Origin of the sequence: Micromonospora acroterricola, from assembly GCF_003172955.1 — a bacterium.
In the GTDB taxonomy this organism is placed as follows: Bacteria; Actinomycetota; Actinomycetes; order Mycobacteriales; family Micromonosporaceae; genus Micromonospora; species Micromonospora acroterricola.
In genome coordinates this window covers 24,013-38,222 of record NZ_QGKR01000186.1, presented here as the reverse complement: position 1 = coordinate 38,222, position 14,210 = coordinate 24,013, and the positions used below count along the sequence as shown (strand labels likewise).

Sequence of the window (14,210 nt, the reverse complement as noted above, 5' to 3'; positions counted from 1 at the left end):
GTTAAGTGGTGCGCCGCGTTCATGGGCGACGCCGACGAACAGGCGGGCCGCCCGCGCGGTAACCAGTGCACGCGACATGCCCGACCAGGCGAAGTTGCTACGCCGGATCCAGAGTAGACGGCTGTGTTTCTGGGTCGACGAGACTCGGGAGCCGGTGCACCTCACCGGGGCCAACCCGCCGTCGTTCGGGGTGGCCCGGTTAGGCCCGGTGTACACGCCGCCGGCCCAGCGCGGGCGTGGTTGGGCCAGCAACGCGGTCGCCGAGGTTTCCCGGCGAATCCAGGCCGAGGGTGCACGGGTCTGCCTGTTCGCCGACCAGGCCAACCCGACCTCGAACAAGATCTACGCCGCCCTCGGCTACCGGCCGGTCGTCGACATGGCCAACCTCGTCATCGTCCGCTGACGCGGAGTGCACCGCGACGGCCCCCGAAGGCGGCGCGGCAGCCTTCGGCGTGGAGATCGCTCACGGGGATGCCGAGGATGGACGGTGTGAAGTAAAACGGGTCGAGGCGGTAGGTCAGTGTGGTGCCGCTGCCACCCGGTGCGTCGAGATCTTGGGGTGGTCCGGTGGGGCGTAGGCCGGCGAGATCGCCCGCCGCTCGTCAGCCGGCGACGGGCACTGGAAACCTGCGCGTGCTCCTCTCCCTGGCCGCTTCGAAGAGCTTGGACCGCAGCCGGCCACGAGCGGTGTCGGGAAGCTCCTCGGTGAGGCCGAGGATCCACGGCGCCACCACCTGCTCCCGGGTCACACAGGCCAGGAGAGCGTCGGCGACCAGGTACGGATCTCGACGGAGCAGGTGCTCGACCAGCGTACGCCGATCATCATCAGGCAGCGCCTCGACCAGAGCGGTCACGGCGTAACGCCACTTGACCGCCAGCGTCTGCCGCCAGTGCGCCGGCTCGGGATGCAGGGCGTGCAGCCGGTCAACGATGGTGATCAGCACCTGCGCGGCGTGCCGCTGGTCGACCAGGAGCAGGCGGTCGACAAGCCTGCCGAGCAACGTCACGCACGGGGTGAAATCGTGCAGGCCCTCCTTGGTTCGTACGTCGTAGCCGGCCGAGAAGACGTACTCGACGGCCCGAGACGCGTGATCCGCCCGCTCAGCCGGATCGGGCGACAACGAAGCCGTCCGCGACAGCAGTCCCACGAGGATCTGACGGGCTTGCCGGTCATTGCCGTCGAGGTATCGGGACAGCGCCGCGAGCAGGCTGGACACGTCCTGCTCCGGCCAGGCGTCCCGCTCCACGGCCTCCATCGCCAGGCCCAACAGCGCCCGGTGGAGCGGGGCAGCCCGGGCGGACAGGAGACTGGCGAGCCGGTCAGGCTCGGGCGGGACGTCCAAGCCGTTGCGAACCAGGGCCCGCCACAGCACGTACCCCTGGGCGGTCCGACGCGGCTCACGCTGCGCCACCAGCTCGTCCCGCAGCGCCCGGACGTCGTCGAGCACGCCGGCCTGGTCGGCCGACACGTCCGCGGGTATCCGGTCAAGGGCGAACGCGAGCGACGCCGGGTTGCCTGTCGCCCCTGCGCGATGCCGACCAGGTACGTCAGCAGCCGCGGCGCATTCTCGACTCGGTCACGCAGGCGGGAGCCGAGATCGCGCAACTGCCTGGCGGAGACGTACTCCGCTGCCTCATCGGTGATCGCCCATCGCAGGGCAGCCTCCGCGCCGCCCCCGCCGGTCGCGGCCACCTCCACCAGCAACGGGTGCAACTGGCCGAACCAGGCCCGGGGGTCCGCGTCGACGTCCGGCACGATCCGGGCAAGTTCAGCCCCGTCCAGCCTGGCGTAGCGGATCGCGGTGACGAAGAGGTCGACCCGGGCGGCATCCGCCTCTCCCGACCCGAGCGTCAATCGGCTCGCCACCCGTACTAGCCGGGTGATCGGCGGCTCGGCGACGGTCCCACGGCGCCCGCGCAACAGTTCGGCGAGCACCGTCGCGCGGTGGCTCGCCTCGGCCGGATTCCCGGTGTCGAGCAGCGTCGCCAGGAAGGCGTCCGGCTCGGGCAGGGTGAGCGCCGCGCGGCCGACCACACGCAGACAGGCTCGGCGCCACGTCTCCCCGCCGGTATCGTCGCGCAACGTGTCGTGCAGCGCCGCCTCCGGATCGGCCGGCAGATCATCGGCCGCCGTCACCAGGTCGGCGTACGCGACCTGCAACTCCGCCGTGGACTCGTCGCTCGGCGTCGTGAGCAGCGCCGCCGCGATCGTGCGGCGATGCTCCTCGCCCGGCGTGCCACCGGCCGGGTCGTGGCGGGCCACGAAGGCTACGATGTCCGCCAGCCCGCCCACGATCCCCTCGGCGGCGAGCGGCTGCCAGAACCGCATCGCCTGCTCGGCGGCCCACCGAGGGTCCACCCCGGCGACCGCGGAAAGCAGGCGGAGGTGCGGGCCGTCATGATCGCGCCACTGCTTCACCGGCCGGCTGAGCAACCAGTCGACGCACCCGTGCTCGATGACGAAACGCCGGGCCGCCCAGGGATCCGCGGCCGCCATCCGGGTCAACGCGTCGAGCACGACGAGGCGTGCCTTGACCCGTTCCCAGGCGACCGCGAGGTCGGAGGACCATCGCTCGGCGTCGGGATGGCTGACCGATGGTAGTAGGCGCAGGAAGTCCTTGGTCACCCGGTCGTCGGCCGCACGCAATGCCCCTGCGGCGTGCGCTCGCAGTTCCGCCGACGGCTCCCGGAAGCGGGCGTACGTGCGCAGGGCGAGCGCCGGTAGCCCGGGGCTATCGTCGACGAGCCAGGCAGCGAGCAGCCGCTCCGCCGTGTCCCGTTCCACAAGCGGCGTGCGTCCGGCGAGCAGCACCAACTGGCTGGCGACCTCGCCGTAGAACAGGTCGTACGGCTCCTCGGCGACAAACCGGCCCAGCATCGCCGCCGTCCTCTCGCCCCGCCGGGCGATGGCTCGGGCCGCGGTGTACTCGAACCAGGTCTGATGCCAGAACCACAGCCAGGGCGACTCCCTGCGCTGGGTGACAAGTGCGCGGCCGACCAGCAGGGCGAGCGCCTCGTCGACCGGGCGGATGCCGTCCAACCAGGCGGTGAGTTCACTGCGCCGCAGAGCGATCCGGCCGGCACTCAGCATGGCGAGGGCGGTCTGCTCGACGTCCCGGCTCAGGTCGGGGCCGCCGCCCGGGGTCGCCCGGTCACGCCGGTCGGTCACCACCCTGCGCTGCCATGTCAGGTTGTAGAGGCCGATGCTGTCGACGTCACTGTCCGGGCGCTCACCGTCGCCGGCGTGCAGTTCGAAGAGCATGCGCAGGGTCAGCGGGTTCGCCACCACCTCCCGCAGGGGACGGCCGCGGACCTGGGCGTCCTGCACGACGGCGATCACCGCGTCGCCGTCGTCGGGGTAGGCGGCCCAGGCGTACGACTCGATCGCCTCCCGACGTTCCCGCTCGTTGAACGCGCTGAGGTACATCGGACGGATCGGTACGCCGTACGACTCGTCGCCGTCCTGATCCAGGTGCAGCAGGGCCGCCTCGGCGGGCCGGCATGCCACCACCATGGGCACCCGGCACTCGACCGCGGTGCGCATCAGCCGCCTCACCTCGACCCGAGTTTCCTCGCTGTGGGTCAGCAGATCAATGGTGTCGACAAGCAGCACCGGGTCCCGCCGATGCCGGACCATTGCCCGCAGCGCGGTCCACAGTTCGCTCACGGAGACGGCACCGGCGTCCCGATCGCCGCGCGCACCTCGCAGCAGTGCCGTGGCGGGAATCAGCAGGGCCAGCCGGCCGGCCTCGCCGAGCCGTTGATGGAGGTGCCACATCAGCGCGGTCTTGCCATAACCAGCCTCACCGCGCAGGGCGATCAACGACCGGGGCCGGATCAACTCGACGATCGTCTGCTCCACGTCGCGCCGCACGTAGACGTCGCTCAGCCGGAACCCGTCGGCCACGACGTCGCAATCCTCGGCGGCCGCCGAGCTGAGCGCCACCACCCGGTCGACTGCCGCGAGATCGGCCGCCGTCAGGTCGGCGTCGACGCTCCGGCTCGTCGTAAGCATGGCCGTCAACGTCGCCTCGCCGTACAGCGGGAACGCGCTGTACTCGTCTCTGCACTTGCAACCGACGACATCTCGCAGCACGAGCAGGGTTTCCGGCAGGGGTCGCTGGCGGCCTGCCTTCCAGGCGCTGAGCGCCTTCGCGCTACGTCCGCCGGGGATCCCGAGCCGGTCGAGGTGCAGCTCCGCCTTCGCCATCAGCGATGCCGCGCTGCGCGGCTCCCAGTGGCGGAGGAAGTGATGGACGGCTTCGCGCACCGGGTCAAGGCCCGTCATGTCGCCTCGTCTCGTGCGTCTCGTGCGTCTCGTGACGTCTCGCCCTCGGATGCTATCGCCACGGCCGCTGACGGGCGAAGACGCCGATTCGGGCGTCTCGCCGGTATGCGAGACGGCCTGCGGCGGTCCGAGCCTGCTCTCGTCGAACCCGGGACGAGGAGGCCGAGGTGGGTAAACCACAGCAGCTCGACAGCGTCGGCGAGATCTTGGCGCCCGCATACGCGATTACCGACCTGAGCCGGCTACGCGCCCTGATCGAACAGGCGAGGCACCTGCCGTTCCTGCCCGCCGAACTCCGCGACGCCCTGGCCGAGTGCCTGACCGGTCTGATGGGTGACTTCCGTGGACGGGAGGACCGCTTCGTCGCGTACGTGCTCGCGGTGATCGCCGAAATCTCCCGGGACGAGGTGTTCGACGTCGGCTTGTTCCGCCGGCATTACGGCCCCGGCCGGGCCACGCCGGGACAGCCGCTGCCCGCGCTGTTCGAAGCCGTGGTCGAGACCGCCCGCCGCCTGCGCGACGTGTGGCGGCTCGAGGACGCGCTCGCCGGTACGGGGACCTCGGGCATACTCTGCGGATCCACAAGTTACGGACCTTTCTACAACGTGCGCTCGACCTCGGACCTGGACGTCGTCATCGTGATCGAGACGGCGGCGGCCGCCGCCGTGGTCGCGGACCGGCTGGGCCGCCTCCCAGGCGCCGCCCCTGCCTCGGTCGAACTGCTGCGGACCCGGGCCGGGCTGTTCCGCGACCGGTACGACGACGGCCGCACCATCCTGAGCCACAAGATCCGGCTGTGGACCGACCAGGACGACACGATGCTCGTCGGAGCAGGGCTTCCCGGTGACTATCCACTCAGCCTGCACCTGATCACCGACCGGGTCCTCGGCTACGCCCTGGTGGAGTCGAGCCCCGCACTGGAGCGGAGCACGGCAGGCGGGGTGCGAACGGTCCGCGACTACCGTGACACCAGGACCGCCCGTCGCGACCTGCCGCGCACCTTCGCCGGACGCGAGCTTCCGGTCCTCGCGGACCTGACGAAGGCATCCTCGGGCTGGCTGCGATCGACCACCGCCTGCCAGTTCGACGACGCAGACTGCTACTGCCCGGGCTTTCTGCAGACGATCCTGCTACCCCTGTTGGACCTGCGCTGGGACGAGCGAGGTTGCCGCCCACGGCTGCGCGCTTTCGAGCGCAAGTTCCGGGACCGCTATCTGGTCGAGCGTGCCCGCTCCCCGCACGCCCTGCTCCGGCCCAGCTTCACCCACGTCCGCCGGGAGGTCTTCGCTCCGCACATCATCCGGTCCTTCGACGAAAGCCGATGAAATGTTCGGTGTCGGGCGGCAACTGGGTGCTTACCGGCCCTGGCGCGAACGCGGAGGGCAGACCGAGTTCGGCCCGGGCCACATCGATGAATCGGCGCTCGGCCTGCCACAAGGCGTCGAACCGATCAGCGGGCAACGCCTCGATGCCGCTACCCGCGCGCGCGGCCGCCAACAGCCGGGCCTGGCGCACCAGCTCCGACGAGCCGCTCACCACCTCGACCTGCCCGGCCACCAGCCGAAGCGCGGTCTTGGTGCTCTCCAGCCGCTCCCGGTAGCGGGTGCCCTCATCGTCGAAGAACGGCATGAGATCACCAGGGTCACGCGTGCGCGGCACCGCGGTGATGCGGGCGGCCGGGTTGAGGACGAAGGCCACGTACTCCCGGACCGCGCCGATGAAGTCGGTGTACGCGTTCAGCCGGATGTCACGCCACTGTCGATCCTGGTCGCGCCGCCACAGCCGGTCCTGGGCCCGGACGGTGAGCCACCCGCCGATCAGGACCGCCAGCATCGTTGTCGCCGCGGTGACACCCGCCTGGATCAGACTCACCGGCACCACCGCTCATATTGATCGGTAACTAACCCTACCGCCCGTTGTCACCCCCTCCGAACGTGTCGTGCACAGCGAGCTGTTCAAACCTGAGCCACGCGGTCTTCGGCGCGGCGTTCCCGCTGGTCCGCACTTTCAGAGTGGCTGTCGGGCCGGGAGTGTCGTCGACGATGACCACGTCCGTCACGCCGGCCGGGCAGGTCGGCCGGCCATCCCGCATCGTCGGCCGGCTCACTGGTCAAGAGGCGCGCGGCACGTCCGCTCAGGCCCGTCTCGGTGGCCCGCACCGGCCGCCACACCGTCAACGCCTGTCCTGTCGGCTGTTCGACGGGCACCCGCGGCGGCGCGGCCGTGCTCGGGGGATGCTCGGCTGCCGTCGGGTCGTCGGCAGCGCCTGGGCCGGTCACTTGCCGATCCACTCGGCGTTTTCGACCTACCTCACGGGATAGTGCGCAGCCTGTCATGGCAAGACGCCCTCATCATCACTTACGACGACGGGACCGTCATGAGTTGGGACGTTTGCGGTGAGCCCGCGCAAACTTCGACCGAAGGTGGCGAACCTCGTGCGCTCAGCGCCGAAGAACGGGAGCGATACGGCCTGCCGCCAATGCCCACTGAGCGAAAGCTCACCAGGACATGAGCGGCGGGATCCAACTTGATGGCTGCACGTTCATTTCGGTCGGCCGTTAACGGAGCGAGCAGGCCGGAAAGCTTCGACCCTATGCGTCCAAACTGCTATTCATGCTCACGCACGGTAATGAGGTGCGGGCTTGGGCCAAACCCCGGGCCGTACTGTAATCTATGGACATGTGCACCCGATTGGTGCACAGGAGTTACGTGTGGGGGCTCGAATCCCCCCTCGGACACGAACCATAACCCCACGGTGCGCGCTGAGATCCACTGCAGCGCGCACCGTTTGCGTTTCGGTCTGGTAGGTGAGTCGGAGTCCGAGTTGCCGGTAGACCTCGGCTTTGTCGGTGGGGTCGGCGTCGCGCAGAACGGTGGCAATGTCGCCGAGCGCTCGGACTAGGTCGGCGATCTGTGAGCGGCTCATCCGGCGTGGCTCTGTCTGCTGGGTCGTTTGAAGATCAGCTTCGGCTCGTGTCCGTTCGGCCTGGGTTTGGGTGATCCAACCGGTGACTAGTGCGGGATCTGCGCCGGCGTCGAGGGCGGCCCGGTACTGGGCGAGCTTTGCGTCACAGGCCGCGATCGTGGCCTGTGATGCGGCCGTATGCGGCCTCAGTTGGTCCGTTGGCTGGGCGTCGCACATGGCGGTGATCGTTTGGTCGAGGTGGTCCGGGGTGAACGCGGATGCCAGCCACTCGTCGAGCGGGTCGGTGAGGGCGTCCTCGCGCAGGTAGACGTTGCGGGGGTGTTCGACCTCGTTGGCCAGGGCGTATACCTGAGGGAATCGGCAGCGGTAGTAGGCGGCGCCGTGGTTGTACTGGCCTTGCATGCGTCGCTGACAGACGGCGCAGTAGATCATCCCCCGGAAGACGTAGGGGTTGCGGGCGCGGCGTTGGCGCTCCTGACGGTCGACGGCTCGCGCGCGACGGGTGAGTAGGGCTTGCGCTTGCTCGAAGGTCTCGTCGTCGATCAGGGGTGGGTGGGTGATCTCCTTCGAGACCACCCACTTGTCACGGGCGTTCCAGCGCATGACGCCGGTGTGACCCAGTGCGACGTCGTCGACGTCGAGGAGGACTTCGTCGGTGCGCTGCTTGTTCCACACCTGCCGGCCCGTGTAGCGGGGGTTGGTGAGGATGACGCGGATGGCGCTTTTGGACCAGGCGATGCCGCTGCGGTGTCTGTTGCGGGCCCGGTCGTGTGCCGAGGGGCAGGGCACGTGGTTGGCGGTGAGTCCTTCGGCGATGGCGAATAGTCCGTAGCCGGCGAGGAATTCGTCGAAGATCCGGCGGACGATGGGGGAGGTCTGGGCATCCGGGGTGAGCCGGCGGAGGTGTTTGCCGTCGGCGGCCTTCGCGGGGTTGGGGTGAGGGCCGAGATCACGCAGGGTGTAGCCGTATGGCGGGCGTCCGCCGAGGTATCGGCCTTCCAGGAGTGTCTGGGCGGCCATGGCGGTGCGCACACGCAGCTTGATGCGGTTGCGTTCGCCTTTGCTCATGCCGCCGAAGACGGACATGACAAGTTCGTGTGCCTCGTTGTCGGGGTCGATGGGGCCGCCGATCTCGGGTACCCATAGTTCGACGCCGTAGTGCGCGAAGAGTGGCACCGTGAGACCGAACTGGTTGCCGTAGAAGGCCCGGTGGGGTTCCCCCACAACGACGGCGGAAAAGCCCCGACGTGGGTTACGTAGCGCAGAGAGAAGAGTGTTGGCCTGGGTTCTGCGTTGCCAGGGCAGCGAGCGGCTCTGGCCCACGTCGAAGTACTCCGTGACGATGCGGCCGCCGTGGGGTTGGATGAGTGCTGTGGCCCGGGTGAGCTGCCACCCTCGCGACGATTCCGGATCTTGGTTGTCCTCGGTGGAGATACGGCCATAAAAGGCGAAGGGCTTTGGTTGGGGGGACGTCATCCGTTCTCCTGCTTTGAGTGCTCGGTGTGGCGGTCGTTGAGGTGTGTGAGCAGCTTTAGTAAGGCGGCAGCCGCCTGGGGGTTTAGCTCGGGTGGTTGGTCTGGAGTCACCACACTGCTAACCCCCGTGGTGGTGCCGCCGTCGACGTTGTCGACCGTCCATGAACGGCTGTCTTCGTTAGGTCGGTCAAGTTGCCTGCCGGGCGCGGATGGTGGCCTTGGGCGTGATGGCCGCTCGTGTGGGTCGCTGGATGGCTGCGTCATGCGCCTCCGTCCGGCGGTCGACCTGCAAGCCGGCCTTCTTGCGTTGCCCGCGTCTCGACTTTGGTTACTCGCATCCGAGGCTCGGCCGTTGGGTGGGCGTTGGCAGCGCCGGTGCGGTTGCGAGGCGATTCCGAGGCGCGGTGCCTTGATGCGTGGCTGGTTGGCGCCGTAGCGGTTGGGTGGGTTGTCATGGGTGAGTTCCTCCGGGAGCTGGTTGGCGTCAGGGCATAGAGAAGCGGCCGATGCCGTGAGGCATCGGCCGCTGGTTAAGCAGGCGTGCGCTAGTACTCCAGTGACACTTCGTGATCTATGTCGCTGAGAGGCTGAGTCGTCGCTGGTAGTGGGCTTGTCGGGCGACGGCTTGGTGGATGCGGCGCCAGGCTGACCAGTGCAGAGCGTGCTCGATGTCCGGGGCTGGCGTGAACATGAGCGTGTTGAGTAGTCGGCGGATCTCGGGCAGAGTCAGCCGGATCGGGGTGCCAGATCGGGCTGACCGGGTCGGGTCGGCGGGTTCCGCCGGCTGGGTGCCGGCGCAGATGGCGAGGATGGCCAGGGCGAGCATCGCGAGGGCGGTGAAGCGGTGCCAGCCGGTCCAGCCGCGGACCTGATAGTGGTCTAGGCCGGTTTCGTTCTTGGCGCTCTGGAAACATTCCTCGACCGCCCATCGGCTGCCGGCGACCCGGATCAGTGTTGCGAGGGGCACCCGGCGTGGTGACCAGCACAGGTAGAACGCGAGCTCGCCGGTGTGCGGGTGCCGGCGGACGAGCAGATACTCTTTGCCGCCGGTGCCGATCACGACCTGCGCCCAGTCGTAGTCGCGGGGACCTTTCGCGCCGACGCCAGCCGACATGCGCTGCCAGCAGCCGCCGGTGAGTCGGGCGGCGACCTCATCGGCGCGCAGCCGTGTGCGGCCGTCGTTGACGGCAACGCGCCGGTTGCAGCCGATCGCCAGGACATGGCCCAGGCCATGCGCGCGGACGCCAGCGCGCAGGTCCGGGTCGGCGCCATAGACCTCGTCACCGGTGACCCAGCCGGCCGGGATCCCGGCTCGAACCGCGGCGTCAATCATGTCCAGGGCCAGACGGGGTTTGGTCGCGAACCCGATGTCGTCGGGCACGCCTGCGGCGGTGCGCCGAGACGTGTCGGCGCACCATGTGTGTTCGGGCAGGTAGAGCCGCCGGTCCAGCAGCGCCCGGCCGCCGGCACCGGCGTAGGCGAGGAACACCGCGACCTGGCTGTTCTCGATACGTCCGACGGTGCCGGTGTACTGCCGTTGCACCCCGACGGAGGCGGCGCCCTGCTTGACGAAGCCGGTCTCGTCCGGGATCAACACGCCGTGCGGATCACCGAGCCGCTCAACCAGCAGCGTCTGCACATCGGCGAGGACCTGCTCGGCGTCCCAGGCGGCAGTGCGCAGTAGCCGTTGCAACGGCGCCGGCTGACGGTACCCAGCCTGCTCCGCCAACTGCCAGCAGGTCTTACGTTCGGCCTGTGACAACAAGCCCGCCACGAACGCTCGCGCGGCCAGCCGTGGTTCACGTCGGGTGAACTGGCCGGCGATGCGCTGCAGCCCATCCTCGAACACCAGCCGCCACCCGGCGGGGTCTACGCTGTGGCCTGCGGCCACTGCACGATCTTCGATTGTCCTCACAAACCATCGATGATCACGCAATGGCCGCCTTCGTCTGCAGCCACCGCCACGACAAGATCGCGAAGTGTCACTGGATTACTAGCAAGAGCGCCGCGACGATCCGGCCGCAATGGCCGAGCAGCGCAAGGTGTGGAAGCAGATGAGCAAGAACGCCGGAAGGGCTGACCGGCACGTCAGATCTCGGCGGGTGGGTGCTCACCTCGGCTCAACAGCGGGGCTAGCAGTTGGGCACCGGCCAGACTGCCCGCGAGCAGGGCCTTCTCGGGTACGCCCCGAGCCGCGAACGCCGCCCGCAACTTGGCGACCAGCGTGGAGAACTCCAGCGCCCGGTGCGGGGCACAGATCTCCTCGGCCGTGGCATCCGGCACACCCCAGCCGAGCAGGGCGGCCCGGGCATCACCGGCCAGGCCCGCGCAGGCGCCGGCGGCCAGCGAGAACGGGGAGATCTCGTCGATGCCGACGAGCACCGCGGCATGATCCTCCCGGGTACGGCACTGGAACCGGTCCAGGATCGAGACGGTCTGTAGGTTCTGCAGCGGCAGCGGCGTGCTGACCTGCGGCTGTGCGTGAAACCAGGCCAGGTCGAACGGACGGCCTGAGGCCGAGAAGTCGGCGGCGTCACGGGTGGCTCGCAGCAGGTCGGCCTGGAACGGCTCGGCGAATCGGCGGACCGGGTCGCTGAACTCGTTCAGGAGCCGGGCGGCCCGGGCCGGAGCGGGCGGGTGGCTGCGCCCGCGCCGGATGAACAATCCCTGTTCGGTCACGTGGATCGCCAGCATCCCGATCAGCGCGCCCAGCGCGGCACCGGTCTCGGGAAGGTCGATGCCGGTGCCGGCCGGTATCCGGGCGGCGTCGCGCCGGCCGACGTGGACGGCCGCCCGGTAGCCGAGCAGATCCGCTTCAAACTCCTGCTGCTCGCTCAGCGGGCACGCGGACAGGTCGTCGGCGGGCGGGGAGTCGCTGGTGGCGGGACGGTGGTCGAGCACGTGGTGGGCGATCTCGTGACCCAGCACGAACGTCACGGCCTGGGCGGTGAGCCAGACGCCGAGCGGCTCGGCCGATGACGTCAGGCGGTGACTCAGCTTGGCCGCGAGTGCGTGAATCCGCTGGTTGACCAGGTAGTACCGCAGCAGACCGCCGAGCAGGGCCGGGTCGGCTCCCAACCGCTGGTGATCGCGGACCGACCGCGCCACCCGCCACAGGTCGCGCAGGCGGCCTCCCGAATAGAGGCCGGTCAGGCCCTCGGCCGCGCAGCCGGCGTAGAGCCCGCAGAGGGTGAACGTCGCGTCGGAGAAGTAGACGAGCGCGGAGCTGTCGGCCAGCTGCCGCAGGCGAGCCGCCACACTCTCCTGTTTGAGGGTGACCACGAAGACCCGGGCGAGCCGCTCGGGTCGGTCGGTCAGGTCGGCCATGGCGGCCATCACCTCGGCGATCAGCTCCGCCATCAGCCCGTCGACCGGGTTGGCGTGCCGGGCGCTCCACTCGCTCTGCCGCCAGCCGCGGGTGTTCTCGTCGAGCTGGGCGAGGTCGTCGGCCGCGTCCAGCTCGGTCAGCCGCTGGATCATTTCCTCCAGCTGATCCTCACGGTCGCTCCTGATCCTGGTGGCCAGGATCTCGGCCATGGACCGGGCGTCCGGTCCGGTACTCATCTGGGCTGAGGCGCGTTGCGGCAGAACTCGCCGAGGCCGACCCGGGCGATCAGTACGGCGACCAGGCCGATCGCCGGCAGCGACGCGTCATCGAGCAGCCGCAGTGTCTCGGCCACGGTGATCGCGTCGACGAGCCGGTCGGAGCCGGTCGTGCCGAGCAACGGCTGGATCCGCTCGTCGTGGCAGACCTTGCGCTGCAGCTCCCGGTGCTTGTTACTGAACCACTCCTTGCCGAAGCGCCGATGGCTCTCGTCGTCCTCCGGTGACAGGCCGACGCCCTCACCTAGGAGCTCGGCGCCCAGCAGGGCGTACAGCTCGTCGTCGGTCTTGGTCCAGTACTGCTCTACCGTCATCGGTCGCCTTTCGTGGGGGTGATCGTCACTACGATGCTGTCGCACCGCCGATGGGCGGCGTCAGGGAGCGGAACCGCTGGATTTCGTGGGAATGACCTTCGCGTCGACCTCGCCCGGACCGGACGCCCAGTTGGATGTAAGGCGACACGCCGTCCAGGCTGACCCGCAGCGAGATGGCGGTCGCGCCGGTCAGGGCGACGTCCGTCCGGGCGGCCAGGCAAGCTTCGACGATTGTCGACGCGGCGGCGTCGGCCACGGCGGCGCCCGCCGACTCGACGCGAACCCGGCCGGACGCACTCCGGGGGCGGCCGCCGCGGCCTCGTCGTACAGATTGCCCTTGTACTGGGCGATCGTCTTCTCGGCCTGGGCCGACGTGCTCTCCAGCACGCCGACGAAGGGTCCTGCGGCCTCGGCCGAGGCGAGTTCAGTGATCGGTGGCAGCTCCTGGAGCTTGGCCGCCAGATCCTGGCCGACACCGGGGACCATCGCCGTCCAGGCCGGGGTCCAGACGCGGACCAGCCAGTCGAGCGCCACGAAGGCGCGCTGTGCCTCGGCGTCCGCCGAGGCGTCGACCGGGCTTTCGAGCACGGACCGAATCTGCGACCGGTGCTCGTCCGGCAGCGCTTTCTCCAGCCCGGCCGTCAGAACGTTCAGAAGTACCGAGGCCGACTCGGGCCGGCGGGGTGCGAGTGGTGGTGTGAGCGGGCAGTTGGTCGGTTGAGCCTTTCGCTTTCTGAAGAACGACACGTCTGCCTCCTAGGTCCAGCGCCGGGGATCGTACGCACCCGATCCATCGTGGAACTGTCGGATTGCTGACGCTCGCGGCGATCTCGACCGGGACGTGGGAGGACTCGACTCGGTGGCACGGCAAGAGCAACCATTCGGGGGAGGCGGCGGTCGATGATCGACACGCGCCGATATCAGCCCGATCTGGCACCCCGATCCGGCTGACTCTGCCCGAGATCCGCCGACTACTCAACACGCTCATGTTCACGCCAGCCCCGAACATCGAGCACGCTCTGCACTGGTCAGCCTGGCGCCGCATCCACCAAGCCGTCGCCCGACAAGCCCACTACCAGCGACGACTCACCCTCTCAGCGACATAGATCACGAAGTGTCACTGGAGTACTAGGCGTGCATGGCTATCGAGTAGGTGGACTTGCGGGATGTGCCGGGCGCTGCAGTGCTGGCGTGCGTCACCGCGCTTCGGCACCAACGAGCAGTGCTCCGAGAGCACTTCGTTCACACCGAAGAGGTCACTGGTTCGATCCCAGTATCGCCCATCGTAAATATTTGCAGGTAGCGAGCCCGTCGCCGGAACCACCGGTAACGGGCTTTCGCGTTGTTGTCCCTTAAATTGGGAGCAGATTGGGAGCAGCACCAACCGGCTCGCGACCCTAACCTCGGGAAACGCGGCACTCCTCCACGGCCCAGCAACATGCTCGTCGATCCCCGCCAACGGCGTCACGGCGGCGTACCCGGTCGACCACGGGTGTCGTTGTCCAACCGGTCGCGCACCGTCTCCTCCGACGGCTGGCCCGAGTCGGGTTGGGCGATGATCAGGCATCGTGGGCGGGTGAGTCACACCGCGGTGGTGAGCCGGC

The 14,210-nt window shown here is 69.1% G+C and carries 11 protein-coding genes and 1 pseudogene; 2 read left to right on the top strand and 10 right to left on the bottom strand.

Going from position 1 to position 14,210, the window contains the following annotated elements:
• Positions 1 to 76 precede the first annotated feature (76 nt).
• Positions 77 to 403 (top strand): GNAT family N-acetyltransferase, encoded by a 327-nt coding sequence (locus DKT68_RS13425; protein ID WP_109817747.1) that lies wholly within the window; start codon positions 77 to 79, stop codon positions 401 to 403.
• A gap of 199 nt (positions 404 to 602) precedes the next feature.
• On the opposite strand, the gene DKT68_RS13420 is transcribed toward DKT68_RS13425, so the two are convergent.
• Both DKT68_RS13420 and DKT68_RS13415 read right to left on the bottom strand, forming a co-directional pair.
• Complete coding sequence (locus DKT68_RS13420; RefSeq protein WP_109817746.1) at positions 603 to 1,007, bottom strand: hypothetical protein; 405 nt, start codon at positions 1,005 to 1,007, stop codon at positions 603 to 605.
• A complete protein-coding gene (locus DKT68_RS13415; RefSeq protein ID WP_109817745.1) occupies positions 1,004 to 4,288 on the bottom strand; it encodes a hypothetical protein in 3,285 nt (1,094 codons plus the stop codon). The genes DKT68_RS13420 and DKT68_RS13415 overlap by 4 nt, the downstream gene beginning before the upstream one ends.
• 167 nt (positions 4,289 to 4,455) lie before the next feature.
• Here DKT68_RS13415 and DKT68_RS13410 point away from each other — a divergent pair, with 167 nt between their 5' ends.
• Positions 4,456 to 5,613 carry a hypothetical protein gene (locus DKT68_RS13410; protein ID WP_109817744.1) on the top strand — a complete coding sequence of 386 codons (1,158 nt, stop codon included), beginning with the start codon at positions 4,456 to 4,458 and terminating at the stop codon, positions 5,611 to 5,613.
• Here the strand turns inward: DKT68_RS13410 and DKT68_RS13405 are convergent.
• From DKT68_RS13405 to DKT68_RS13375, 8 genes and pseudogenes are all read right to left on the bottom strand, one after another.
• Positions 5,585 to 6,160: a hypothetical protein gene (locus DKT68_RS13405; RefSeq protein ID WP_146218357.1), complete on the bottom strand. Its 576-nt coding sequence runs from the start codon at positions 6,158 to 6,160 to the stop codon at positions 5,585 to 5,587. The genes DKT68_RS13410 and DKT68_RS13405 overlap by 29 nt on opposite strands.
• A gap of 34 nt (positions 6,161 to 6,194) precedes the next feature.
• On the bottom strand, positions 6,195 to 6,380 hold the full coding sequence (locus DKT68_RS32795; RefSeq protein ID WP_456238184.1) for a DUF7161 family protein: 186 nt from the start codon (positions 6,378 to 6,380) through the stop codon (positions 6,195 to 6,197).
• A pseudogene (locus DKT68_RS32790) lies at positions 6,373 to 6,624 on the bottom strand (hypothetical protein); the annotation flags it as partial. The pseudogene DKT68_RS32790 and the gene DKT68_RS32795, both read right to left, overlap by 8 nt.
• A 335-nt stretch (positions 6,625 to 6,959) precedes the next feature.
• Positions 6,960 to 8,690, bottom strand: a complete 1,731-nt coding sequence (locus DKT68_RS13400; protein WP_109817742.1) for a recombinase family protein — start codon at positions 8,688 to 8,690, stop codon at positions 6,960 to 6,962.
• 570 nt (positions 8,691 to 9,260) lie between these two features.
• The gene (locus tag DKT68_RS13390) at positions 9,261 to 10,580 is read right to left on the bottom strand and encodes an IS701 family transposase (RefSeq protein WP_456238183.1); all 1,320 of its coding nucleotides are present in this window, start codon (positions 10,578 to 10,580) and stop codon (positions 9,261 to 9,263) included.
• 197 nt (positions 10,581 to 10,777) lie between these two features.
• Positions 10,778 to 12,253 carry a M48 family metalloprotease gene (locus DKT68_RS13385; RefSeq protein WP_146218356.1) on the bottom strand — a complete coding sequence of 492 codons (1,476 nt, stop codon included), beginning with the start codon at positions 12,251 to 12,253 and terminating at the stop codon, positions 10,778 to 10,780.
• A complete protein-coding gene (locus DKT68_RS13380; protein WP_109817739.1) occupies positions 12,250 to 12,606 on the bottom strand; it encodes a hypothetical protein in 357 nt (118 codons plus the stop codon). Before DKT68_RS13380 ends, DKT68_RS13385 begins: the two co-directional genes overlap by 4 nt.
• A 189-nt stretch (positions 12,607 to 12,795) precedes the next feature.
• Complete coding sequence (locus DKT68_RS13375; protein WP_146218355.1) at positions 12,796 to 13,194, bottom strand: hypothetical protein; 399 nt, start codon at positions 13,192 to 13,194, stop codon at positions 12,796 to 12,798.
• Positions 13,195 to 14,210 lie beyond the last annotated feature (1,016 nt).

Bases quoted from the DNA above. Each gene is read 5' to 3' on its own strand.
- DKT68_RS13380 (WP_109817739.1), bottom strand. From the start codon at position 12,606: ATGACGGTAGAGCAGTACTGGACCAAGACCGACGACGAGCTGTACGCC.
- DKT68_RS13385 (WP_146218356.1), bottom strand. From the start codon at position 12,253: ATGAGTACCGGACCGGACGCCCGGTCCATGGCCGAGATCCTGGCCACC.
- DKT68_RS13415 (WP_109817745.1), bottom strand. From the start codon at position 4,288: ATGACGGGCCTTGACCCGGTGCGCGAAGCCGTCCATCACTTCCTCCGC.
- DKT68_RS32795 (WP_456238184.1), bottom strand. From the start codon at position 6,380: ATGCGGGATGGCCGGCCGACCTGCCCGGCCGGCGTGACGGACGTGGTC.
- DKT68_RS13425 (WP_109817747.1), top strand. From the start codon at position 77: ATGCCCGACCAGGCGAAGTTGCTACGCCGGATCCAGAGTAGACGGCTG.
- DKT68_RS13400 (WP_109817742.1), bottom strand. From the start codon at position 8,690: ATGACGTCCCCCCAACCAAAGCCCTTCGCCTTTTATGGCCGTATCTCC.